Source organism: Paraprevotella clara YIT 11840, from assembly GCF_000233955.1.
GTDB lineage: Bacteria > Bacteroidota > Bacteroidia > Bacteroidales > Bacteroidaceae > Paraprevotella > Paraprevotella clara.
Map to the genome: position 1 here is coordinate 47,265 of NZ_JH376642.1, position 23,228 is coordinate 70,492.

The 23,228-nt window shown below is 49.0% G+C and carries 19 protein-coding genes, 2 tRNA genes and 1 pseudogene; 9 read left to right on the forward strand and 13 right to left on the reverse strand.

What is annotated here, in order from left to right; translation table 11 throughout:
- Window positions 1-21: 21 nt before the first annotated feature.
- On the reverse strand, window positions 22-1,305 hold the full coding sequence (locus HMPREF9441_RS15420) for a Na+/H+ antiporter NhaC family protein (RefSeq protein WP_008622776.1): 1,284 nt from the start codon (window positions 1,303-1,305) through the stop codon (window positions 22-24).
- Between the two features lie 28 nt (window positions 1,306-1,333).
- Window positions 1,334-2,413, reverse strand: coding sequence for a LacI family DNA-binding transcriptional regulator (locus HMPREF9441_RS15425; RefSeq protein WP_008622777.1), 1,080 nt, complete (start codon window positions 2,411-2,413; stop codon window positions 1,334-1,336).
- 212 nt (window positions 2,414-2,625) lie between these two features.
- Between HMPREF9441_RS15425 and HMPREF9441_RS15430 the strand changes: the two genes are divergently transcribed.
- The 4 genes from HMPREF9441_RS15430 to HMPREF9441_RS15445 all read left to right on the forward strand — a co-directional run bounded on the left by HMPREF9441_RS15430 (window position 2,626) and on the right by HMPREF9441_RS15445 (window position 7,088).
- Window positions 2,626-3,648: a sugar kinase gene (locus HMPREF9441_RS15430; protein ID WP_008622779.1), complete on the forward strand. Its 1,023-nt coding sequence runs from the start codon at window positions 2,626-2,628 to the stop codon at window positions 3,646-3,648.
- Between the two features lie 25 nt (window positions 3,649-3,673).
- Window positions 3,674-4,342 carry a bifunctional 4-hydroxy-2-oxoglutarate aldolase/2-dehydro-3-deoxy-phosphogluconate aldolase gene (locus HMPREF9441_RS15435; RefSeq protein ID WP_008622780.1) on the forward strand — a complete coding sequence of 223 codons (669 nt, stop codon included), beginning with the start codon at window positions 3,674-3,676 and terminating at the stop codon, window positions 4,340-4,342.
- A 306-nt stretch (window positions 4,343-4,648) separates the two neighbouring features.
- Complete coding sequence (locus tag HMPREF9441_RS15440) at window positions 4,649-6,589, forward strand: heavy metal translocating P-type ATPase (RefSeq protein WP_407946632.1); 1,941 nt, start codon at window positions 4,649-4,651, stop codon at window positions 6,587-6,589.
- 67 nt (window positions 6,590-6,656) lie between these two features.
- The gene (locus HMPREF9441_RS15445) at window positions 6,657-7,088 is read left to right on the forward strand and encodes a Fur family transcriptional regulator (RefSeq protein ID WP_008622783.1); all 432 of its coding nucleotides are present in this window, start codon (window positions 6,657-6,659) and stop codon (window positions 7,086-7,088) included.
- A gap of 518 nt (window positions 7,089-7,606) precedes the next feature.
- On the opposite strand, the gene HMPREF9441_RS15455 is transcribed toward HMPREF9441_RS15445, so the two are convergent.
- The 7 genes from HMPREF9441_RS15455 to HMPREF9441_RS15485 form a co-directional block, all read right to left on the reverse strand.
- Window positions 7,607-8,188, reverse strand: a complete 582-nt coding sequence (locus tag HMPREF9441_RS15455) for a hypothetical protein (protein ID WP_230315577.1) — start codon at window positions 8,186-8,188, stop codon at window positions 7,607-7,609.
- Window positions 8,155-8,712: an NUDIX hydrolase gene (locus HMPREF9441_RS15460; protein WP_008622786.1), complete on the reverse strand. Its 558-nt coding sequence runs from the start codon at window positions 8,710-8,712 to the stop codon at window positions 8,155-8,157. Before HMPREF9441_RS15460 ends, HMPREF9441_RS15455 begins: the two co-directional genes overlap by 34 nt.
- Window positions 8,713-8,799: 87 nt before the next feature.
- Window positions 8,800-10,287 carry a UxaA family hydrolase gene (locus tag HMPREF9441_RS15465; protein ID WP_008622787.1) on the reverse strand — a complete coding sequence of 496 codons (1,488 nt, stop codon included), beginning with the start codon at window positions 10,285-10,287 and terminating at the stop codon, window positions 8,800-8,802.
- Between the two features lie 9 nt (window positions 10,288-10,296).
- Entirely contained in the window at window positions 10,297-11,742 is a 1,446-nt protein-coding gene (locus tag HMPREF9441_RS15470; RefSeq protein ID WP_008622788.1) for a tagaturonate reductase, read from the reverse strand.
- Between the two features lie 32 nt (window positions 11,743-11,774).
- Complete coding sequence (locus HMPREF9441_RS15475) at window positions 11,775-12,791, reverse strand: zinc-binding alcohol dehydrogenase family protein (protein ID WP_008622790.1); 1,017 nt, start codon at window positions 12,789-12,791, stop codon at window positions 11,775-11,777.
- Entirely contained in the window at window positions 12,788-13,711 is a 924-nt protein-coding gene (locus HMPREF9441_RS15480; protein WP_008622791.1) for an amidohydrolase family protein, read from the reverse strand. The genes HMPREF9441_RS15475 and HMPREF9441_RS15480 overlap by 4 nt, the downstream gene beginning before the upstream one ends.
- Before the next feature lie 12 nt (window positions 13,712-13,723).
- On the reverse strand, window positions 13,724-14,656 hold the full coding sequence (locus HMPREF9441_RS15485; RefSeq protein ID WP_008622792.1) for an aldo/keto reductase: 933 nt from the start codon (window positions 14,654-14,656) through the stop codon (window positions 13,724-13,726).
- Between the two features lie 226 nt (window positions 14,657-14,882).
- Between HMPREF9441_RS15485 and HMPREF9441_RS15490 the strand changes: the two genes are divergently transcribed.
- Window positions 14,883-15,797, forward strand: a complete 915-nt coding sequence (locus HMPREF9441_RS15490; protein WP_008622793.1) for an AraC family transcriptional regulator — start codon at window positions 14,883-14,885, stop codon at window positions 15,795-15,797.
- Between the two features lie 46 nt (window positions 15,798-15,843).
- Here the strand turns inward: HMPREF9441_RS15490 and HMPREF9441_RS18465 are convergent.
- Window positions 15,844-15,914: transfer RNA gene (locus HMPREF9441_RS18465), tRNA-Cys, on the reverse strand.
- A gap of 21 nt (window positions 15,915-15,935) precedes the next feature.
- Window positions 15,936-16,006, reverse strand: a tRNA-Cys gene (locus tag HMPREF9441_RS18470).
- Between the two features lie 467 nt (window positions 16,007-16,473).
- On the opposite strand from HMPREF9441_RS18470, the gene tilS reads away from it, so the two are divergent.
- The 4 genes from tilS to HMPREF9441_RS15515 all read left to right on the forward strand — a co-directional run bounded on the left by tilS (window position 16,474) and on the right by HMPREF9441_RS15515 (window position 21,474).
- On the forward strand, window positions 16,474-17,817 hold the full coding sequence (gene tilS, locus HMPREF9441_RS15500) for a tRNA lysidine(34) synthetase TilS (RefSeq protein ID WP_008622797.1): 1,344 nt from the start codon (window positions 16,474-16,476) through the stop codon (window positions 17,815-17,817).
- Between the two features lie 41 nt (window positions 17,818-17,858).
- Window positions 17,859-18,761 (forward strand): glycosyltransferase family 2 protein, encoded by a 903-nt coding sequence (locus HMPREF9441_RS15505; protein WP_008622798.1) that lies wholly within the window; start codon window positions 17,859-17,861, stop codon window positions 18,759-18,761.
- Between the two features lie 243 nt (window positions 18,762-19,004).
- The gene (locus HMPREF9441_RS15510) at window positions 19,005-20,273 is read left to right on the forward strand and encodes an OmpA family protein (protein ID WP_008622799.1); all 1,269 of its coding nucleotides are present in this window, start codon (window positions 19,005-19,007) and stop codon (window positions 20,271-20,273) included.
- Window positions 20,274-20,295: 22 nt separating this feature from the next.
- On the forward strand, window positions 20,296-21,474 hold the full coding sequence (locus HMPREF9441_RS15515) for a vWA domain-containing protein (protein WP_008622800.1): 1,179 nt from the start codon (window positions 20,296-20,298) through the stop codon (window positions 21,472-21,474).
- A gap of 198 nt (window positions 21,475-21,672) precedes the next feature.
- On the opposite strand, the gene HMPREF9441_RS15520 is transcribed toward HMPREF9441_RS15515, so the two are convergent.
- Entirely contained in the window at window positions 21,673-22,530 is an 858-nt protein-coding gene (locus HMPREF9441_RS15520) for a hypothetical protein (protein ID WP_008622804.1), read from the reverse strand.
- A pseudogene (locus tag HMPREF9441_RS15525) lies at window positions 22,527-23,166 on the reverse strand (thymidylate synthase). Before HMPREF9441_RS15525 ends, HMPREF9441_RS15520 begins: the two are co-directional and overlap by 4 nt.
- Window positions 23,167-23,228 lie beyond the last annotated feature (62 nt).

Consider the following 23,228-nt stretch of genomic DNA (forward strand, 5'->3'; position numbering starts at 1 on the left):
CCGGCCGGGCATTCATCCTTGTCAGGAATACTTTCTCGGGTAACGAAACAGAATGCTCAGCAGCGCGCAGGCTCCCATGATAAATGGATAATATAAATAAGGTATGATGTCTATCGGGTTGATGGATGCCAACCCGGCAGCCATCAGGAGCTGTGCCCCGTATGGAATCAGCCCTTGCGTAAAACAAGAAAACGTATCCAGAATACTCGCGCTTTTACGTTTATCCACTCCGTACCTTCCGGCTATGTCATGAGCCAGCGGCCCCGCCGTAATGATGGCTACGGTGTTGTTAGCCGTACACAAGTTGATAACGCTCACTAATGCCGCTATGCTTAATTCCGCCCCGCGTTTGGAACGTATATGCCGGGTCAGTGCGTGCAGGATATAATCTATACCTCCGTTGTAGCGAATGATTTCCATCAGTCCGCCCGCCATCATCGTAATGATAATCAGTTCCCCCATTCCGGTGATACCTTCTCCCATGGCAGCAAACCAACCGAACAAATCGTATGTACCCGTAAAAACACCAACCACACCGCTCAATACCAACCCGAGCACCAAGACTACCATGACGTTCACTCCCACGACGGCCGTAACCAGCACCACCAGATAAGGAACCACTTTAATCCAGTCCACTTCGGGCAGTTGTTGCGGTGCGTGGATATGTACTCCCATAAAGATATACAATGCGAACGCAATGGCTGCCGCAGGCATGACAATCTGTGAATTGACTTTGAACTTGTCGCTCAACTTACACCCTTGCGTACGGGTTGCCGTGATGGTCGTATCGGATATAAACGACAGGTTGTCGCCGAAAAAAGCTCCTCCGGCTACGATGGCCACCAATAACGGAAGGCCGGCTCCTGTCTCACGGGCGATGCCTGCCGCCAAAGGCGTTAACGCCACAATCGTACCGACCGAAGTCCCTATGGAAAGCGAGATGAAGCACGCCGCCAGAAAAATACTTCCCAGCAGCAGGTTGTCCGGCAAAAGTCGCAGGGAAAGATTTACCGTCGCATCGATAGCCCCCATAGCTTTGGCCGATGCGGCAAAAGCTCCTGCAAGGATAAAAATCCATATCATCAGCATAAGGTTCGGCGAACCGGCACCTTGGGAATACACCTTTACCCTCTCTTCTAACGGAACGCCACGCATAGTCGCAACCGCATAAACGGACGACACCATGAAAGCCACCGTAATAGGCACTTTATAAAAATCCCGAACGATAATGCTGGTCACGAGATAAAGGACCACGAAAACGAGCAGCGGACTGATGGCTGCCACACTTTTTCCATTTATAGACATTTCACAACGTTTACATGTAGACGGCCTGTTATTTCTCGTCGGCCGTATAATAAATATAATTCTCAGCCGTCAACAATTCAAGCGGCATGTAATTGCATTGCTGTATGGCTTTCTTCAATACGATATGGTTGAACAGGGCCTTCACGCTGTTATAGCCCTGTTTCCACGGATGCTGGGCGATAAGAAAATCAATCGTGCCCTGTTTTAAACATTCCACATTCCGTTCCACCATGTCGTAGCCGAACAAATGAAAATCTTTCAAGCCGTTACGTTGAAAGTATTCACCCAAAATGTAAGCACGGGAACAGAACGTGATGCAATGCCGGACGTCCGGATGTTCATCCAAAAACGTACGTATCCGACTTTCGTAGCCGTCCTCTCCGTCAAGTTGCAGGGAAAGTTCCACCACCTCGCAATCCGGATAATATGTCGTCATGTATTCCCTGAAACCCACCTCACGGTACTCTTGCTGACGGGAAGCCACACGTCCTTTCGACATGAGCTTCATCAACAAAATACGTCGGGCGTGTTCTCCGGCCTGCATCATGAAGATGCGCCCGGCAAAATAACCGCTCTTCAAGGAGTCTTGTCCGAAGAAAGCCAACGGCTCTATCTCGGGAACATTGGAATCCAGAAAAACAAAGGGAATGTCCTGTTCCTGCAACCGGCGGCAAAATGCCTGAGTCACATCGAAATTCTGTGGGACAATGACCACCCCGTCCGGCTTTTTATCCCAAATGCGCTCGGCGGCAACGGCAAAAGAACTACCTTCAAACTGGTCGTAATACTCCGTAATCAGCGAAAGGTGGAAATCGCCCCGGTTAAGGATACACTGCTGCAAACCTTTTTCCACGTTGGTCCAATAAGCATTTCGGTCGTGGTCGGGTAGCAGACAGCAAAACGTATATTTACGGTTATATGCCAAAGCACTGGCATACATATTAGGCTGATAATTGATTTCTTTCAATACAGCCTCCACTTTGGCTCTCGCCTTGCCCGATACATTGGGGCGGTTATGCAACACACGGTCTACCGTACCCACCGAAACACCGGAACGTTCGGCTATGTCTTTGATTCTGATTTTATCTGACGAATGGACTTCCCACATGATATTTTTCTTATTCGAGATAGAAAATGTTGCGAATATACATTATTTTAATGGTCCGCACGGTATGAAAAAAATAAAAACTCGTTTTTTTGAATTATTTTTCCGTAAAAAAGAACGTTTCACGGAAAAAATATCTATTTTTGTATGTCAAAAAGACAAGCTGTGTGGGTTAACAGCAAAAATTAAGACTGATAATAACCAAAACTATAGGTATGGGAAAAATAATAACGATGGGAGAAATCATGCTCCGTTTGTCCACACCCGGACAATCTCGTTTTGTACAGACAGACACTTTTGATATTAATTACGGGGGCGGGGAAGCCAATGTAGCCGTAAGTTGTGCCCATTATGGACATGAGGCCTACTTTGTTTCCAAACTGCCCAAGCACGAAATAGGGCAGGCTGCCGTAAATGCCTTGCGCCGTTATGGTGTACACACTGATTTCATCGCCCGTGGCGGTCAGCGTGTGGGAATATATTATCTGGAAACGGGAGCTTCCATGCGTCCGTCCAAAGTCATTTACGACCGTGCAGGCTCATCTATTGCAGAAGCTTGTCCGGCCGATTTCGATTTCGACGCCATCATGGAAGGTGCCGATTGGTTTCATTGGAGCGGTATCACACCGGCCATTTCAGACGCCAGTGCCGAATGCTTGCGCCAGGCATGTATTGCAGCCAAAAAGCACAGTGTAACCGTTTCCTGCGACCTCAATTTCCGCAAGAAACTTTGGACTTCCGAGAAAGCCCAAAGCATCATGAAGCCCCTGATGCAATACGTAGACGTATGCATCGGCAATGAAGAAGACGCAGAACTTTGTCTGGGTTTCAAGCCGGATGCGGACGTAGAAGGAGGCAGCACGGAGGCCGAAGGCTACAAAGGCATCTTCAAAGGCATGATAGATACGTTCGGCTTCAAGTACGTCATTTCCACTTTGCGTGAATCCATCTCGGCCACTCACAACGGATGGAAAGCCATGATATACGACGGCAAGGAGTTCTACGTGTCCAAACGTTACGACATAGACCCCATCATCGACCGTGTGGGAGGTGGCGATTCTTTCTCCGGTGGTATCATTCATGGTCTGCTGACGATGAAGACCCAAGGCGAAGCGTTGGAGTTTGCCGTAGCGGCTTCGGCTTTGAAGCACACGATTCCGGGCGACTTCAACATGGTTTCCGCTGAAGAGGTGGCTGCTTTGGCCGGAGGTTCCGCCAACGGCCGCGTACAAAGATAAATCCGTCCAACAATAACAAAAAGATATGGCAAAATTCGATAAACTTGCAGTCATGCAAAAAATAGGGGAAACCGGAATGGTCCCCGTATTCTATCACTCCAATGCCGAAACGGCCAAAAAAGTCATCAAGGCTTGCTACGACGGTGGCGTGCGCGCATTTGAATTTACCAACCGTGGCGATTTTGCCCAGGAAGTGTTTGCCGAATGCGTAAAATTCGCTGCCAAGGAATGTCCGGAACTGGCTTTGGGAATAGGTTCCGTGGTAGATGCCCCGACGGCTGCCCTCTACATTCAGTTGGGAGCTTGCTTCGTAGTCGGACCGCTGTTCAATCCCGACATCGTACCGGTATGCAACCGCCGTTTGGTGCCCTACTGTCCGGGATGCGGCACCGTATCGGAAATCGGCAAGGCACAGGAATTGGGCTGCGACCTTTGCAAGCTCTTCCCCGGCGACGTGTACGGCCCGGCTTTCGTAAAAGGAATGATGGCACCCTGTCCGTGGACCAAACTCATGGTGACGGGCGGCGTGGCACCTACGAAAGAAAACCTGACCGCATGGGTCAAGGCCGGAGTCTATTGTGTGGGAATGGGCTCCAAGCTGTTCCCGAAAGAAGAAGTAGCAGCCGGAAATTGGCAATACATTACCGACAAATGTAAAGAGGCTTTAGGCTATATCGCCGAAGCCCGTGTATGATGATAAAGAACATTAGATTTTTATGGTTAATTAATACAAGATTGATTTGGGGGTATGTGATTTGCGAAAACCGCATATCTCGGTTTTTAATGTTTTTAGACGTGGGGCCATGTCTTGTGAAAAACGTGGCACTGTTTAGTTTTCATAACTATTAAAATTAGGTTATATGGATGCGGCTTTGTGAAAAGCTGCATCTTTTTTTGCATACACGGGAAATGCACTGTCCCATTAGCGGAAAGGTCTTTGCAACCAAGTTGCACGGAAATCCGGATAACTTTGCCATAGAAATCATAAAAAAGCCATATAATGAAAACAAAAGCACATACTTGCGGGTGCGGTCATGGCACCTGCCACACGGAAAACAATCGGAAAACCAGCCTCCGTCTATGGTTTTCTTTCGCGGTTTTAATCAGTGGTATCGCATGTCAAAGCTTGGACACAGCCTTTTTCCGCCCTTCATGGGTACGGTTGTGCTGGTTCTTCGTGGGATGGTTATCCGTAGCGATCCCCATCATGAAAGAGGCGTGGGAAACCATTCGCCACAAGGACTTCTTCAATGAATTTACGCTGATGCTGTTAGCCTCGCTCGGCGCGTTCTATATCGGAGAATATCCGGAAGCCGTAGCGGTCATGCTCTTTTATGCCGTGGGAGAGATGTTTCAGGATCGTGCTGTGGACAAAGCCCGGAGTCATATCAAGTCATTGTTGGACGTGCGGCCGCAGACTGCCACCGTGCGGCGCGACGGGCGATGGCAGACGGTGGCACCGGAAACTGTGGGTGTCGGCGAGGAGATTGAAGTCAAGACCGGTGAACGCGTGCCCTTGGACGGCGTGCTGTTGGAGCCTGAAACAGCTTTCAATACTGCGGCATTGACCGGCGAAAGCGTGCCGCGCATGATCGGACAGAACGAAGAAGTACTGGCTGGTATGATACCGACCGAACGGGTCGTCAGATTGCGTACCGTACGCGGATATACCGACAGTGCCCTGTCGCGCATCCTCGATATGGTACAGAATGCGGCTTCACGTAAAGCACCCACCGAACAGTTTATCCGCCGGTTTGCCCGTATCTACACTCCGGCAGTCACGATGCTTGCCCTGCTGTTGGTCGTGTTGCCTTGGCTGTATGCCTCATGGAATCCTGGTTTCATCTACGATTTTCAGGCATGGCTCTACCGGGCGTTGGTCTTTCTCGTCATTTCCTGCCCCTGTGCATTGGTGGTCAGCATACCGCTGGGCTATTTCGGCGGAATCGGGGCAGCCTCACGCCGGGGCATCCTGTTCAAAGGCAGTAACTATCTGGATGCCATTACCCATATAGATGCCGTAGTATTCGATAAGACCGGCACACTGACCCGTGGCGTCTTCCGGGTGCAGGAAGTACATCCCTCCGGCGGACTCACAGCCGACGAACTGGTGGCCTGGACCGCAGCGGCAGAATCCGGAAGCAATCATCCCATAGCCCGTGCCATCGGTGAATATGCCGAACAACAGGCCATTATGCTTCCTGCGGTAAGAAGTACGGAAGAACGAGCCGGATTAGGTCTGCGCGCCATGACCGACCGAGGCGAACTTTTAGTCGGGAAAGCGGCCTTATTGGCTCAAAACCAAGTGGCTTATCCCGAAGACATTCTTCAAATTCCCGATACGATTGTGGTTGTGGCTCTCGACGGACGCTATGCCGGCTACCTGCTGTTGGCTGACGAACCGAAACCCGATGCTTCCCGTGCCGTGACGGCTCTCCACGCTCTGGGTATCCGCAACCTCTGCATTTTATCCGGAGACAAGTCGGCATTGGTGGGCAAATTGGCCGGACAATTAGGGATTTCCCGTTATTTCGGCGACCTGATGCCGGAGGACAAAGTGCGGCATATCGAAGAATTTCAAACGAAAGAACACGCACGTGTGGCTTTCGTCGGCGACGGACTGAACGATGCACCCGTATTGGCAGCCAGCAGGGTAGGCATTGCGATGGGCGGATTGGGAAGTGATGTGGCCATCGAGGCGGCCGACATCATCTTGCAAACCGACCAACCGTCGAAGATAGCCGAAGCCATTCGCATAGGTCGCCGCACACGGGCCGTCGTGTGGCAGAACATTATCGGTGCCCTCGGAGTGAAACTGCTCGTACTGGCATTGGGGGCTTCAGGTGCGGCCACCTTGTGGGAAGCCGTCTTTGCCGACGTGGGAGTGGCTTTGTTGGCTATTCTGAATGCAGTCCGGCTATTGAGTAATAAAAAAGATTAAACCATTGTTATACTATGGGATAAAGCACGTACCTTTATCCCATAGTTATATTGGAGGCATATACATTATGGAAGAAGACATCTATCTGCATAAACTGAATTTACGGAACGTGAAACCCACAGCCATCCGTCTGTTGATTCTCCGTACGATGATGGAGATGAACCGTGCCGTGTCGCAACCCGATTTGGAAGAAAAACTGCAAACCGTGGATAAGTCCACCATATTCCGCACCATCTCGCTGTTTTTGGACCGCCACCTGATTCATGCCATCGACGACGGCTCGGGCGCACTGAAATATGCGGTATGCAGCGACGATTGCACTTGTTCGGTGAGCGACCAGCACGTACATTTCTATTGCGAAGGATGCCATCGCGCTTTCTGCTTCCGGAGCCAGGCGGTTCCGGTGGTGCAAGCACCGGAAGGATTTGTCCTGTACGGAGTGAATTATGTACTTAAGGGACTGTGCCCGGCATGTGCGGCCCGACCGGATAAGGACTGACAAAATGGCAGTTTTTCACCTTGTTTCGCCTGTATTTTTATGGTCAAACAGGAGGAAAATACACCTGCTTCTTTCACGTATTTAAACATTCTCATGTATTCTCGCAGGTGTTTTAAGCATTCGTAACATTCAATCGGCTGCAAACGATTTTTTATTCGACTGAAAGCGAAAAATCATTTGCCGCACAATTTTCCGCATTCATGCGTTTACCGTCGGGAAAATGCCATGAAAGCGGTTTGTCAACCGGCTTCGGATGGCCTTTTTTTGTTTTTCCGGCCGTTTTTCCGTCCCAAAATCCGAAATCAAAATGTTGCTTCATTTTCCGGCTTGCCCGCAGGTTTTTCTTGATAAGGTCAGACACAGGATGTTTTTGTTTTCACAAAGATGGAAATACAAACAAAATCCCGTCATTTTAATAAAAAACGGAAGCACGAGAATCGTTTGAAATCCAAAGGACTCCAAACGGGATGCAAATACGCGATTCTTGCCCGTAAAGGACTGACATTTTGTCAGTAGCCTTATCCGCGCTTTTGGGAAGCAATACCAGCCATGACACGGCAGCGCACGCTGCGCAATGAGGGCGGAAGAAGGTCCGGTTCCATGATTTCGAGATTCAACTTCAATTCTTCCAACAACTCAGGATGGGTGCGGCATAGTTTATAGGCCAGTTTCATACAAAGCGCACGGACGCTATGGGGATATCGGGAAGAAGACATCCCGGCAAGGCAATAGTCCAGGAAATCCGTGCGGAACGGGTGGGGGAGCGTTGAACGGCTGATGAGCGTGAGCAACAGGCGGCGGAGCGTTTCGCTCCGGGTATTCATGACGCGTTCCATCCACGTGTCTACGTAGTGTGACGGGAGGCTTGGCAAAACATCGGCATCCGCATACGTGAAAACCCAGGCGGCATTTTCCGCCATGCGGCTGTCGCCGTCCGTCATGATATGGTGCAACGTGTCGCGGAACATTCCATCGTGCGCCAAGCGTTTCCCCCAGGCACGGACTTCACGCATAGGAAGGCGGCCGGACAGCATGTCCTGCCATTCGGAAGCGGATGAAGCCGGGCTTACCATAAATGATGCTCCGCAAAATAACGCCATAGCGGTGCGAGCATCAACGCCTGCTTGATTTCGTTGTGCAGCAAGAGGCTACGTACCTCGTCCACAGTCAGGAAATGCACGCTGATGTCCTCGGTGGCTTCCTGATGAGGAGCCGACACGCGTTTCACGCCGCGTGCCACAAAACAATGGCATTGGTTGTTCACGGAAGACGTATTGGGCGAAATGGTCATCAAGTGCGTCCATTCCCCGCCGCCGAATCCCGTCTCTTCGTGCAGTTCCCTTTGGGCGGACTCCAACGGCGTTTCCCCTTCTTCGCACGCCCCGGCGCATATCTCATAACCGGTCCACCGCAAACCGTGGCGGTATTGCCTCTCCATGATAAATTTTCCATCTTCGGTCAGGGCTATCACATTGACCCAATCCGGATACTCCAACACGTAATATTCATTGTTTTCCACGCCGTTTGGAAGTCTCACCCAGTCACGCCGCGCCGTCAGCCAAGGGCGGCGGATGAGATATTCGCTTTCCAAAACAGTCCATTGCTTGTCTTTGTCGTCCGTCATATCAAGTTATTTACTACGCAAAGGTAAGTCTTTTCCTGAAAGAAAAGCTTCCGGAAGGCGAAAATCTTCCGGAAGCATGATTCCGGCTTACAGGGTAACGCCGGATTTGAAAATAGCGATTTCGTGGTAGCCGTTCTCTTCATTCAACGTCTGCCGCCCGCTGGCCACATCGAGGACGAAAGACGTGAAGCGTTCTAATACGGTCGGCATAGGTTCCCCTTCCAGTAACGTGCCGGCATTGAAATCTATCCAATTGGATTTTTTCCCGGCCAATCCGGTGTGGGACGAAATCTTCACCGTGGGCACAAACGTGCCGAAAGGCGTGCCGCGTCCGGTCGTGAACAGCACGATATGGCATCCGGAGGCCGCCAAAGCGGTACTGGCCACAAGGTCGTTGCCGGGAGCACTCAGCAAATTCAGTCCCGGAGAAGACAAGGTCTCTCCATATTCCAACACATCGCACACGGCAGTCGTTCCGGATTTCTGTGTGCATCCCAATGACTTTTCTTCCAAGGTGGAAATCCCTCCGGCCTTGTTTCCCGGCGAGGGGTTCTCGAAGACCGGTTGCCCATGGCTGATGAAATAGTTTTTGAAATCATTGATGAGCGAAACGGTCTTTCGGAAAACCGTCTCATCCTTGCAACGGGCCATCAAAAGCGTTTCGGCACCGAACATTTCAGGGACCTCGGTAAGCACCGTGGTGCCCCCTTGGGCCACAAGATAGTCTGAGAAACATCCTAAAAGCGGATTAGCCGTAATGCCGGAAAAACCGTCGGAACCTCCGCATTTGAGTCCCACTCTCAGTTTCCTCATCGGTACTTCTGTCCGGCGGTCCTCCACCATCCGGGCATATAAATCCCGGAGAATCTTCATCCCGCTCTCCATCTCATCCTCCTCGTGCTGGCAGACCATAAAGCGTATGCGTTCCGTGTCATAATCTCCAAGTAAGGCACGGAATGCGTCGGGCTGGTTGTTTTCGCATCCCAGACCGATTATCAACACGCCGCCGGCATTGGGATGGAGCGCCATGTCGCGCAGGATCCGGCGCGTATGCTCATGGTCGTCTCCTAATTGCGAACACCCGTAATTATGCGTGTAAGCCCTGATGCCGTCTATTCCTTCGGCACGGGTTTCCTTTTCGAGCATCCGCGCCAAACGTTCGGCCACGCCGTTGACGCATCCCACGGTGGGGATAATCCATAATTCATTGCGGATGCCCACTTCGCCGTTCCGGCGTGCATAACCCGAGAAGGTCCGCAGGCGGTCGGGCGGAGGACATGGGACGGGTACGGGCTGGTACCGGTAATCCGATATCCCCTTCAGGTTGGTACGCAACATCCGCTCGTTCACCCACCGGCCCGGCTCTATCGTTTCCGTGGCATGCCCGATGGGGCTGCCATACTTGATAACGTCCTGTCCGGCGGCAATATGGGCGAGCGAGACTTTATGACCGGCCGGAACCTGCTCCCTCACCTTGACGGCCGTACTCCCGCAGGTGATGCTTTCTCCTTCTTCCAACGGTTGCAAAGCCACGGCCACATTGTCCGCCGGATGAATGACAATATATTTCAGCATAAAGAAATTCTATGAATCCAACGTATGTTTCAGCGCACCCCGCATGCCCTGCAAGCGGATGTCTTTCAGGTAGCATGCCAAGCGTCCGGCCAATCCGGGTATCCGGTTCAAATCTTCACCCCACCAGTCCGTACGCTCCAACACGCCTGAGGCCACCTTTTGCTCGTCGCCCTCCTGCCACAAGCGGGCCACGTGTTCCATGATGTCGGGAGAGTCGGACAGGACAATCGGAGTGCCATCCTCACGGTGGCCGCCTTTATAATAGGTAATCAGGGCTGCCAGGCCGAACACAATCCCGGACGGGAGCGTGCCTTTGCGACGGAGGTATTCTTTCAGTCCCGGCAAATCCCGTGTGGCGAACTTGGGGAAGGCGTTCAGCATGATGGACGTGACCTGATGGTCTACAAACGGGTTGGTGAACCGTTCCATCACGCTGTCGGCAAACGTCCGGAGTTCTTCCCGTGGCAAGTCTATCGTTTCGATGAGTTCGTCGAACATCACTTTGCGGATATACCGCCCCACGTCCGGATCCTGACAGGCCTCACGCACGATGTCTACGCCGGAAAGATAGGCCACGGGGGAGAGTAGCGTATGCGGCCCGTTCAGCAAAGTCACCTTTCTCCGGTGGTAAGGCTCTTCATCGGGCACAAAGCGCACGTTCAGGCCGCATTCTGCAGCCGGGAACTCCTGCGCCACGCTTTCCGGTGCTTCGATGACCCAAAGGTGGAATGCTTCGCCCTGCACGACGAGCTGGTCTTTGTATTGCAGTTTCTCCTGAATCTCTTCAATGTGCTTGCGGGGAAAGCCCGGCACGATACGGTCCACCAACGTGGCATACACGCCGCATGCCTCTTCGAACCATGTCGCGAAATCCTCGCCGAGCTGCCAGAGGTCGATGTATTGCCGGATGATTCTTTTCAGATGATGCCCGTTCTGGAAAATCAATTCGCAGGGAAAAATAATCAGTCCCTTGCTTTTGTCGCCATGGAAATGACGGAAACGATGGTAGAGCAGTTGCGTCAGTTTCCCGGGGTAGGAGGCTGCCGGACGGTCGTCGAGCCTGCAAGCCGGATCGAATGCGATGCCGGCCTCGGTCGTATTGGAAACGACAAAACGAATTTCCGGCTGTTCGGCCAGTTTCATATACTCGTCAAAATGGCTGTAAGGGTTAAGCGCACGACTGATGACATCTATCAGGCGGTATGTGTTTACCACCTGTCCGTTTTCAAGCCCTTGCAGATTGACATGGTAAAGGCCGTCCTGCCGGTTGAGCACATCCACCATGCCTTTTTCGATAGGCTGTACCACGACCACACTGCCGTTGAAGTCGCTACGCTCATTCATACTCGATATAATCCAATCCACGAAGGCGCGCAGGAAATTGCCTTCGCCAAACTGTATGATTCTCTCCGGTCTCACTGTCTTAGGAGCCGTCTTACTATTCAATTCACGCATGGATACATTGATTTAATTGACCTGTATTTGTTTTAAAACTTCACCAAGATACGGAAAACCTTAGCCGGATCATCCGCCCACCGTTGCAACATTTCCCCGGCTTGCTCAAGGGAGGCTTCATAGGTAACGAGCTTGTCCGTCGGACAGTGCCCCTGTTGCAAATAACGGACCACGGCACGAAAATCTTCCGGTAATGCGTTTCTCGAACCGCGTATATCCAACTCCTTCTGTACGAACAACTTCGTCTGGAAAGAGACATCGCTTTTGGCATATCCGATATACACCACACGTCCGGTAAAGGCTACTTCCTGAACGGCCATGACGTATGTGGGTGCACTGCCCACCGCTTCAATCACCACGTCCGGGCCTAAGCCTCCGGTGTATTCCATCAGCCGGGCATGTACATCCTCTGTTTTAGAATTGAGAAGGCAGGTTGCCCCCAACGAACGTGCCACCTCAAGTTTTTCATCATCCAAATCCACGGCAATCACCTTTGCCCCTCTTAGGGCGGCACGGACAATAGCCCCGAGGCCGATCATGCCGCAGCCGATGACCATGACCGTGTCTATGTCCGTCACTTGGGCGCGCGACACGGCATGGAAGCCCACGCTCATGGGTTCCACCAAAGCACAGTCGCGGACGGAAAGTCCGTCGGCCGTCACCACCTTCTGCCAGGGCACGGCTACGAATTCCGTCATGGTGCCGTCCCGCTGTACGCCAAAAGTCTCGTTATGTTCACAAGCATTGACACGTCCGTTCCGGCAGGCGGCGCACTTGCCGCAATTCGTGTAAGGATTGACGGTGACATGCTGTTCCGGACGCAGAAAGTCGGGGACATCCGTACCCACAGCCTCTATCGTAGCACCCACTTCGTGGCCGGGGATGACAGGCATCCGTACCATCGGATTCCGTCCCAAGTAGGTATTGAGATCGGAACCGCAGAAACCCACGTAACGGATACGTAACAACACTTCGCCCGCCCGGCAGGCAGGCGCATCTATTTCTTTTAAAGCCGTATGAAGCGGCGATATAATCTGAAATGCTTTCATTCTGACATGTTTTTAATATAAGGTAATACGGGCAAGGCACCGAAGCCGTAGAATGCTTTTGCATTGCCTCCCAAGAATAGGGATTTTTCCTCATCGCTCAGCTCATTGCTCTTTACAACGAAGTCGTAGGACATGCGATAGGTTATCGCCGTGATGGTGCGCGGATAGTCCGAACCCCACATCAATTTTTCCATCCCGACGAGTCCGGCAGCTTCCCGAATGGCACGCACGGCTCCTTTGAAAGGATAAAACTCATCGTTGAAAAGCCAGGTGATACCACCGGACTCTATAAATACGTTGGAATAGCGTGCCAATTTGATTTGTTCCGTCCAACCGGGAAAAGTCACCATCCCGAAATGTCCGATGGCAATCTTCAGATCCGGACATTCCGTAATCACGTCTCTCAGTTCCTCCACTTGGGTGTCGCCTTCCAGCATATCTATCGACAGGATGAGCCGGTGTTCCTCCATGAGATGGAACATGGCCATCATTTCGTCACCGTTCAACGGAACCCTACCTGTAGACAAAGCCAAGCGGTTGGCCGGAATCTTGATGGCTTTGAATCCTTTCCTTATCAGCTCCTTGGCCTGCGTCAGGAATCCCGGTCTACGGAACTCACAGAGGCCGCACACCAAAAAGCGATCGGGGTAACGGGTCTGTACATCCATCAGATAATAGTTCTGTATGCCGTCGATATATTCTTGTGTGACCACGGCGGCACTGACTTGCGCGTAGTCCATATTGGAGAGGAACACTTCTGCCGTGTTTCTCCCGTCCGTCATAAAAGGAGGAAGCATTTGCCGGACTTCACCCATGAAAAGCGATTTGCCTCCCGAAAGGGTACGGATGGGCAGTCCGTCGACTTCGGTATCTTGCCTGAGCCATAAATGGGAATGGGCATCAATGATTGTATATTCCATCTCTTCCCGATTTTATGTGTTTTTCCACGTTACACGTTGCTGGTCTCCGATGATCTCTTTTACCTTGGCCACCAAATCCCAGTCTATCGGCTCCTCGATATATTGTATATTCTTGAGCACGTTGTCCGGATTGGCAGAACTGAAAAGGGTCGTGCCGATACGGGGATTGCTAACCGAATACTGAATCGCTAACTTTTCGATAGGATAACCCTGAGACAGGCAATAGTCCGAGGCTTTGCGGCAAGCTTCGACCAATGCAGCCGGAGCAGGATGCCATTCCGGCACACCGCGTTGCGACAACAATCCCATGGCAAAAGGCGATGCATTGATGACCCCGACCCCCTTTTCCTCAAAATAATCCAGAAAGTCAACCAATTTGTCATCGTTCAGCGTGTAATGGCAGAAATTGAGCACGCTTTCCACCGTTCCCTCCGGCACGTGGTCGATGACCCATTTCAGATTTTCGAGTTGCAAGTCGGTGATTCCGACATGCCCTACAAGCCCTTTCTCACGAAGTTCCACCAATGCCGGCAGGGTTTCATCGACCACTTGGGAAAGGTCTGCAAACTCTATGTCATGCACGTTGATAAGGTCGATGTAGTCCACATGCAACCGTTCCATACTTTCAAAAACGCTTTCCCGAGTCCTCCCTGCAGAATAATCCCACGTGTTCACTCCGCCGGCACCGTAACGTCCGACTTTGGTAGACAAGAGGAACGACTCCCGCTGCAATTCCGTCAGGGCCTTTCCCAATACAGTCTCGGCTTTCGTATGTCCATAATAAGGTGACACGTCTATGAAATTCATGCCATGTTCTATCGCCGTAAATACGGCTCGAATTGCTTCTGCTTCACGGACAGAGTGAAACACACCTCCCAATGAAGAGGCTCCAAAACTCAATACGGGCACTTTCATTCCCGTTTTTCCTAAATATGAATATTTCATCACATCATTGTTTTTATCGGTTTCTATTCTTTTACTTCGCTATTTAGCCTGTAAATAGCTTGTGCAAAAGTAGGAGATAACATTTTACTTTTATTGGACTTTATAGCCTTTAATAAGAACAATATCGACTAAAGTATATAAAGCAGAAATATTTTATGCTAAATTAACTAAAAAGAGTATCAAGTAATGAATATTATTGCCAATTTTGAGCGTAAATTTATACGCCATGGAATTTAACATAGACACTTTTCACCCTTTTGTCCTCAACATAGGACTGGCTCAGCACAACGCTGACTGGAACTGGAAAAACGTAAGTAGCCCTTTCGCACGCCTTTATTATGTCATAGAAGGTTCAGCCAAAATTATATTACCCGACCATACCGTGTCGCTTCGCAAAGGATACATGTATTTTATCCCTGCATTTACATCGCACAGCTATGAGTGTACTTCATCTTTTACCCACTATTATGCCCATATATATGAAGACCCTCAAGCCAAATACTTGTTCCTGGAAGATTGGGTCCTACCGGAGGAAATTCAAGGTGACACTCTTGAACTTTCTATTTTTCAGGAGTTGTATTCTTTGAACCCGACTATGAAGCTAAGTAAATCGGATCCCTCCACCTATGATAACAGCTCTACGCTGGCATCCAATTTATTGAAGAACAAACAACGGCCACTTTACAACAAAATGATATCACGCGGTATCATCTATCAATTACTCGCTCCCTTTTTTAAGACGGCTCATCTCAAATCCACAGTGACGGACGACCGTGTAAAAAAAGCCATCACCTACATCCGCAATCACATTTCAGACGAACTCTGCATCGACAAAGTTGCGGAAACATTATGTGTATCTAAAAATTACTTTATCCGTATCTTCAAAAAGGAAACGGGGACAACGCCTGCCAATTTCATCATCCAACGCAAAATAGAAAAGGCTCAGTTATTGCTTATCACGAACGACCTTCCGGTGAAACAAACATCTTATTTGGTCGGTTTCGAGGACTTCTCTTATTTCAACCGGGTTTTCAAGAAGATTACCGGTATGACACCTAATGAATACCGACGGGAAGCCAAATCGCAATCGGTAGCTGACGGGAAGTACAATCCCAATGAAAAGAGCCTGAATTTGGAGTAGAGGATATAAAAAAGCCGTTTCAGATGGAAACGGCTTTCTTTTCAGGAGGTTCCCAGCAGATTCGAACTGCTGTGGACGGTTTTGCAGACCGCTACCTAACCACTCGGTCAGGGAACCAACATTTTCGCACCTCGGAAGAGGTTCCCAGCAGATTCGAACTGCTGTGGACGGTTTTGCAGACCGCTACCTAACCACTCGGTCAGGGAACCATTTCCGTTTTGCGTTGCAAAGGTACAACTTTTTTTGAAAACCGCAATTATTTATGCGCATTTTCCTCCTTTTTGGTGCAGTTTCTCTGTTTTTCTTTTCTTGTAGGGCGTTTTAAGCCCCTCAATTTACAGTCTGCCGTACAACTTGCACATGAGGACGTGTCTTCCGGATGACGTATGAACCGGTAGATACGCCTTCCGAACCAACAGAAAGCCACTACGATAATGAGGTAAGCTATGTATTCATGCCACATAAATCAAAACATATAAAAATGTACCGAACAAAAATAATGCAAAAACGGATAACAGGATGAACCGTGGGGGATAAATTCCGTCTTTTTACCTTATATTATGAAAAAGAGGATTGGGAGCAACCGAATAAAATGCTTTCACCACTATTTTTTTGAGGCTTATTTGTTATCTTTGCATACTCCTGCAATGGATTTGTTTGTTTTAGACAAGGGGATATGGAGAAGGAAGGAAAATTTTATGACGGCGTTATGCTATGTATCCGGGAGCACCAATTGGTGGAACCGGATGACAAGATACTTGTAGCCTTGAGCGGAGGAGCCGATTCCGTGGCTTTGCTTTTGGTGCTGCTACAGGCCGGTTTCCATTGCGAGGCCGCACACTGTAATTTTCATCTGCGTGGGAAGGAGTCTGACCGCGATGAGAAATTTGTACGCGATTTATGCCGTTCACGGTCCATACGTTTGCATACGAAAGATTTCGATACGATGGCATACGCCCGTGAAAAAGGCATCAGCATAGAAATGGCTGCCCGTGAATTGCGTTACGGATATTTTGAAGAGTTACGTACGGATTGGCGGTTTGACAAAATTGCTGTGGCACACCACCGCGACGACAACGTGGAAACACTGTTGTTGCATCTGGTCCGCGGCACGGGACTGAAAGGCTTGACGGGCATGCGCTACCGCAACGGCTATGTCATACGCCCGATGCTGGACACGAGCCGTGAGGAAATCGAGCGGTATCTGGCCGGAGAAGGGCAGTCTTACGTCACGGACAGCACGAATCTGGAAACGGAAGCCGTCCGTAACAAAATCCGTCTGGAGTTCTTGCCGATACTGAAAACCGTGAACCCGTCTATCCTCGACACCTTACAAGACACGATACGTCATCTGGAAGATGCCTATACCTTATATAATATAGCCATAGAGGATTTGAAGGCGCGTATATGCCGGAACAACCGTATCGACATACAAACCTTGAAGACTATTCCTGCTGCGCGTACCGTACTCTTTGAACTGTTGTCCTCATACGGTTTCAACAGCGTACAGACGGAAGAGGTTTTCGACCACTTGGATGGCGGTTCCGGAAAAGTTTATGAAAGCCATGAATGGCGATTGCTTCGAGACAGAAAAACGCTTGTGCTTAGCCGTAAAGACGAACAATATAAGTGTTTGTGCCATGTCCTTCCATTGGAAGGATGTGTGAAAGTAACACAAGACCTTACGTTCCTCATCCGTAGGGTGCATTATGACCGGCATTTTACGATACCTCGAAGCAAAGATACGGTGTGCATGGACCTGGACAAAATAGAATATCCCATAACGGTGAGGTTCGCGCAAGAAGGAGACCGTTTTGTCCCTTTCGGTATGACGGGGCAGAAATTGGTAAGCGACTATCTGACAAACTGCCAGAAAAATCTGTTCGAAAAAGAAAGGCAGTTAGTCGTATGCAGCGGAGAGCGCATCGCTTGGTTGGTCAACGAACGGAGCGACAACCGTTTCCGGATAGATGACAAGACGAACCATGTACTCATCATACAATGCCAAAGAAACCCGTGAACCTCATAAAGTTTTGAAGACCGAATACCATAAAACAGAATATGCTTTCCATTTTGATTCCGACGTATAACTACGTGTGCGTTAAATTGGTGACCGACCTGCAACAACAAGCTGAAAGACTGGAATGCCCCTACGAGATATTGGTGGCCGACGATGCTTCGGAAGATGCCTTTAAGCGTGAAAACCGTAAAATCAACGGTATTCCCAACTGCAAATATATAGAATTGCAAGAGAACGTGGGCCGTTCGCGTATCCGCAATATCTTGGGGCGCCTCGCCCGATATGACTACCTTATTTTTATGGATTGCGATGCGTCGGTAGTCAGTAACGAGTTTCTGTCTCGGTACATGGCAGTACGTAACGCGGCTGAAGTCGTTTACGGAGGCTTGGTGCATCCGGAACAGCTTCCGTCACCGAAGGTTTCTTTGGCATATTCCTACGAAAAACATGCCGAACCTCACTTCACGGCAGAAAAACGAGCTTTGCACCCTTATAAAGTATTCCGAACGTTTAATTTCATGATTCTCCGCGAAACATTCCTCAAACACCCTTTTGATGAAACCATCACGCACTATGGGCACGAAGACACTTTATTCGGATTGGTATTAAAAAAAGAAGGCATCAAAATTCTGCATATAGACAACCCTTTAATGAATTGCGGATTAGACACCAATAGGAATGTACTACGAAAAACAGAAGAGTCCTTGAGGACATTATATGTCCACCGTGACAAACTGGAAAGAAGTTCGGGGGTGCACCGTTTGTATGGCACTCTTCAACGATTACACCTCGTCCTTTTTGTATCCCTCTTGTATCGTCTGTGCAGACCGATGATACGACGAAACTTGTATAGCAAGCATCCAAACTTGTATTTCTTTGCCTTTTATAAGGTTGGATATTATTGTTCACTATTCGATAAGAACAATTCTCTTGTAAATCAGTAACAGTTGGATATAAATTGCTCTCTTAGGAAGAGAGCGACCAACAAAAGGCAAAATAAATAAAAAAAGCAAGAAGATGCAAATTAGACCTTAACTTTTTGTTCTATTTTCCTCTAAAAAATTGAGAGTTCTTCTCCTTCTTCTTTCTTTCTTCTTCATTTACAAGGATTTACTTCCTCCAGTCGCTCTCTTCCTAAGAGAGCGATGGCTAAGATACAGAGTAAATGAACATTAATAATATTTTGTATGATGAAGAGAGTACTATTTTCAACTTTGGCTTTGTCTTTCGGCTTGTCCATTCAAGCCCAATTCACCACTCAAATAAGTCCTTCCCGTGAAGGAGGGCAATGGTTCTTTGGTGTGGGAGTAGGATTCCACAGCAATACCATGCGGTATTCAGACTTGGATGAAGAGTTGTTTTCTGACCACAAGAACCTGAATAGCGGTGTTTTTACAGTTTTTGCACAGTACGATTTTGGCAAGGAACGGCATTTCTCCGTGCGTCCGGAATTATCCCTCCTCCGCCGTGGCGGCAGGATCGTCGATATCGGTAAGGATATGTACGACGAAAACATCGACGGTATCCATTACGCTTTGAAGTCGCGGTTCGTGGATATTCGGGTTCCGTTGGTTTATAGCTTTATGAAAGCCGAATCGCGTATCCGTCCATACGTATATATTGCACCTGTAATAGGTTTTGCGACAAGAGGAACGATTCGGATGCAAGAGGACTTTGCCAACGGGGAATATGTGGGCTACGGATTAGACCTGTCCAAGGCCAATATGGCGAGTATGTACTTTGCCGGAATGGTAGGTATAGGTGCGAAATACCAATTCAAGGCATGGGGAAATACCTTCTTCTTCGGAGTGGATGCCAGCTATGAACTGGGCTTTACCGACACTTATGGAGGAAAAAAAAAAGACGGCAAGGCTGAAGTGAATACCAACTGGTCTCTACCGTCTTATGAATTGGAAGGCAACCGGAATTTCTCCGGATTCGAAGTGAAGGCTACCTTGGGGATTCCTTTTAGCGTGTTCAAGAAAAAGGCCGTTCCCGCCCCTCCGACTCCGGTCATTGTACAGCGTCCTACACCCATACCTGTTGTAAAAGAAAAGCCCTGTTATACATTGGAGGAAATCAACGATATGATGCAGAAAGGAGAACCTGTCGCAGGTAAGACCATCTGTGCCATCGATGCCATTAATTTCGACTTCGGGAAAAGTACGATAAAAACAGAGTCTTATGCTTACCTGAACAGGCTGGCCAACACGTTGGTGAGGACGCACGCACGGATAGAAGTGAAGGGACATACGGATAATGTAGGAACGGAGGAATTCAATATGAAACTATCCCACAAGCGTGCTCAGGCCGTGGTAGATTATCTAATAGGGCGCGGGGTGGACAAAGACAAACTGTCTTATAGTTATTACGGTATGTCCAAACCGCTGACGACCAATGATACGGAAGAAGGGCGTACGATGAACCGTCGTGTGGAATTTGAAATCTTAAAATAAAACTTTTTAAATAAATTGCGATATGAAAAGGAACAAATTTAGAGGACTGTGGTATATTCCGGTCATGACGTTTGTGGTTTCGCTCTCTGCTTGTTTAGGTAGCGGAGACGAGACGATTGTATTGGAAGAAGGAAAGCCTGCCCACGGCATTCCTAGCGATGATGATGCCGATCCGAATCCGGAGATAGGGACTTCCACGACTTATATTCCTAACGTGAACTACACCGTAGAGAACAGCGGCAATGACGCCATTGTCCGTTTGGATATGACCGGAATACAGGATCCGGACTCCTATGAATGGCTGAAACTCGTTGGAACAGGCGGCAACGGTGTGAACCAACAAAACGTGTGGGTGTCTGTAGACGGCAAGCCCAAAGGCATAGCTGTATACAACAACTCGGACAACCAAGGAGAAAATGCCATTATGGTCGATGTCGTGTTTCTTGTAGATAATTCTGGGAGCATGGGAGATGAAGCGGATGGGATAGCGCGTGATATTGTAACATGGGCAGGAGAATTAAGTGCTTCTGATATTGATGTCAAGTTTGGCTGCGTCGGTTATGGAGGAAATGTCGGTCGCCAGTATGGTTCTTTGGTAAATGGTTATGGTGTGACTGGCGCATTGAATATAACAGATTACATGGAGTTGAATAACTTTCTAAATAATCGTTCCGTTACCAATACAAGTCGGACAAAAGGTTATGCCGGTGATGATGCTTCGGAGCTGTATACGGTCGCTGAAAACTCTTATTCTCGTGCAGGGGGAGAATGCGGTGTTCAGGCTCTAAGATTCGCAGACGAACATTTTTCTTTCCGATTGGGAGCGAACCGTGTATATGTTAACTTTACAGATGATGCCAATTATCCGGGAGGTGATGACGAAATATCTGTGTCTTATGTGGCTGATGCCATGAATTGGAATACGAATAAAGGAACTATTCATACGGTATTCAGCGGTTCATCAAGTAGCCTCAATTATAGTATCGGAGAGGCACCTTGGCTTTTATCTGAATATACGGGAGGAACTGTTATGGAAGTGTCTCCGACTTTTTCTGGCGTAACACTAAACAGCCTTCCCGTGACAGGTGCCATGCAAAATTCCTATATCATCCGCTTTACGAATGTGTCCGAATTCATGGACGGCCAGTCGCACGAAGTAAAAGTGACCATCTTGTCGGAAGACGGAAGGGTACGTGTATAATCCGCAAATCCAAATTTTCGCCGAATTCGAAACGAAGCGTCCATTTTTCGAGAGTTCATTCAAAACGAAACGTCCAAAAAAGGACTTGCACGCAACACGAACAACAAAGCCCGAAATAAGAGCCAAAATCACTCTATTTCGGGCTTGGGCTTTGTCAAGCACAATTCAACAGGCAATATAATAGCATTCAAATGATATTCAAGCTGCCTTATTAAAAGGCTTTTCATCTTGCTTCTTGTACAGCATTATGTCCGTGTATTTCGCGGAGTAATTCATGTGTGCGTTGAACTCCACTTTTCCACAATTTTTGAAAGGGTTGCCGAGCGTCTTGTTTTCACCAAGCCATTCACACAGTTCGATTATCGATGACTTGTTTGACGTGAAGTACACAAATGGCTTATCCCTTAACACGTTCAACACATCCAAATAGTCTGAAAGACGCCAATACATTTTGTACGTGCCGACTTCCGTTGACAAATAGGGAGGGTCAACAAAGAACACGACGCCGGGAACGTCCTTGTACTTCTCATAAAGTTCCTTGTAGTCACAGGACGTTATCGTTAAGCCATCCAAATAATCAGGGCAAGGCGGATAATCCGTCTTGCGTATGTTGTTGTAAAGCGTCTCCTTGCGCATGGCTTCAAGGCTCGTGGCGTACTTCATCGAGAACATCAACGCGGAAGATACGGTAATGTAGTCCACGTACCCCCATTCCCTTTCCGCCATTGCGATGCGTTCCAATATACGTTCACGCACCGCACCTCTGATTGGCTTATCCTTCGGTACACCTGCGGCCAACCTCCTGAAGTCCGCCAGCAGGATGTTTGTCTGGGGTATGGCCTGCAACCTTTCCCTGTAACCATCAAAATCATTATACACGACCGTCGCATCCGGCCTTTGGCATTTGGTTATGTGAGACAGTAAGCCGCTTCCACCGAATAAATCCACAAACACGGTCTTGTCGTTAAACTGTTCCAACACCTTGATAAATTCCCTTGCGAACATCCGCTTCTGTCCCACAAACGGCAGCGGAGCTGACAAATACATTTTTCTCATACATTCAACTCGAATTTTATGTTTTCCACCCCGGCCAGCAAATCTTTTGTCCGGGATATATTGTTTTCGTATATATGCACGTTCCCAAGGTCGAGCGTTATAGACTTCAAAGGCAGGTCTATCTGCCTCGACATCAAATAAAGGTGGTAAATGTCCGACGGCAGCCCGAGGTTCGCATCGCTGCTTCTCTGGTAGGCCGACACCACCAGTTCACCTTCGTCTATCTGAAACTGTACAAGGCTAAGGCATGGTGCCTGGTTGGTTTCCACCCCTGTTGCACCGAGGAACAAGACATAGTTCTTGCTGTTGCGCTTTTCCTCATTGATTTGGGCGATGAGTGGCGGCAGCTTCTCAAAATAGGTCGGGTAACTGTTGACAAGCGTCTGGCCACAATAATCCCACCATGTTATGCCCGCTTCCCGGTATCTTTCTACATCACGTTCACCCTGCATGAACAGACCGAGTTCTGTCTTCAGCTTCTTGCGTGCAATACCATGACTCTCGAATATATCGAGCAGGTCAGCCGGCATAAGCGTCATCCTTTCGTTCAGCAGGTACCTGATGCAGCCTTTTTTTGTTTGTCTGGACTTTACCTTCTTTGAGTATCTTGCCCAGCATTTGGTAATACTTGTTCATGTGCCATCATTTTAAGTCTGCACAAAGGTAGCCACACCGGACAGGACAAAAGAAGAATGGAG

What these genes read in the sequence shown, in the direction of transcription:
- HMPREF9441_RS15470 (WP_008622788.1), bottom strand. Translation starts at nt 11,742, where the DNA reads ATGCGTGAATTGAATAGTAAGACGGCTCCTAAGACAGTGAGACCGGAG.
- HMPREF9441_RS15510 (WP_008622799.1), top strand. Translation starts at nt 19,005, where the DNA reads ATGATGAAGAGAGTACTATTTTCAACTTTGGCTTTGTCTTTCGGCTTG.
- HMPREF9441_RS15430 (WP_008622779.1), top strand. Translation starts at nt 2,626, where the DNA reads ATGGGAAAAATAATAACGATGGGAGAAATCATGCTCCGTTTGTCCACA.
- tilS (WP_008622797.1), top strand. Translation starts at nt 16,474, where the DNA reads ATGGAGAAGGAAGGAAAATTTTATGACGGCGTTATGCTATGTATCCGG.
- HMPREF9441_RS15480 (WP_008622791.1), bottom strand. Translation starts at nt 13,711, where the DNA reads ATGGAATATACAATCATTGATGCCCATTCCCATTTATGGCTCAGGCAA.
- HMPREF9441_RS15515 (WP_008622800.1), top strand. Translation starts at nt 20,296, where the DNA reads ATGAAAAGGAACAAATTTAGAGGACTGTGGTATATTCCGGTCATGACG.
- HMPREF9441_RS15520 (WP_008622804.1), bottom strand. Translation starts at nt 22,530, where the DNA reads ATGAGAAAAATGTATTTGTCAGCTCCGCTGCCGTTTGTGGGACAGAAG.
- HMPREF9441_RS15460 (WP_008622786.1), bottom strand. Translation starts at nt 8,712, where the DNA reads ATGACGGACGACAAAGACAAGCAATGGACTGTTTTGGAAAGCGAATAT.
- HMPREF9441_RS15420 (WP_008622776.1), bottom strand. Translation starts at nt 1,305, where the DNA reads ATGTCTATAAATGGAAAAAGTGTGGCAGCCATCAGTCCGCTGCTCGTT.
- HMPREF9441_RS15485 (WP_008622792.1), bottom strand. Translation starts at nt 14,656, where the DNA reads ATGAAATATTCATATTTAGGAAAAACGGGAATGAAAGTGCCCGTATTG.
- HMPREF9441_RS15475 (WP_008622790.1), bottom strand. Translation starts at nt 12,791, where the DNA reads ATGAAAGCATTTCAGATTATATCGCCGCTTCATACGGCTTTAAAAGAA.
- HMPREF9441_RS15490 (WP_008622793.1), top strand. Translation starts at nt 14,883, where the DNA reads ATGGAATTTAACATAGACACTTTTCACCCTTTTGTCCTCAACATAGGA.
- HMPREF9441_RS15505 (WP_008622798.1), top strand. Translation starts at nt 17,859, where the DNA reads ATGCTTTCCATTTTGATTCCGACGTATAACTACGTGTGCGTTAAATTG.
- HMPREF9441_RS15425 (WP_008622777.1), bottom strand. Translation starts at nt 2,413, where the DNA reads ATGTGGGAAGTCCATTCGTCAGATAAAATCAGAATCAAAGACATAGCC.
- HMPREF9441_RS15440 (WP_407946632.1), top strand. Translation starts at nt 4,649, where the DNA reads ATGAAAACAAAAGCACATACTTGCGGGTGCGGTCATGGCACCTGCCAC.
- HMPREF9441_RS15465 (WP_008622787.1), bottom strand. Translation starts at nt 10,287, where the DNA reads ATGCTGAAATATATTGTCATTCATCCGGCGGACAATGTGGCCGTGGCT.
- HMPREF9441_RS15435 (WP_008622780.1), top strand. Translation starts at nt 3,674, where the DNA reads ATGGCAAAATTCGATAAACTTGCAGTCATGCAAAAAATAGGGGAAACC.
- HMPREF9441_RS15455 (WP_230315577.1), bottom strand. Translation starts at nt 8,188, where the DNA reads ATGGCGTTATTTTGCGGAGCATCATTTATGGTAAGCCCGGCTTCATCC.
- HMPREF9441_RS15445 (WP_008622783.1), top strand. Translation starts at nt 6,657, where the DNA reads ATGGAAGAAGACATCTATCTGCATAAACTGAATTTACGGAACGTGAAA.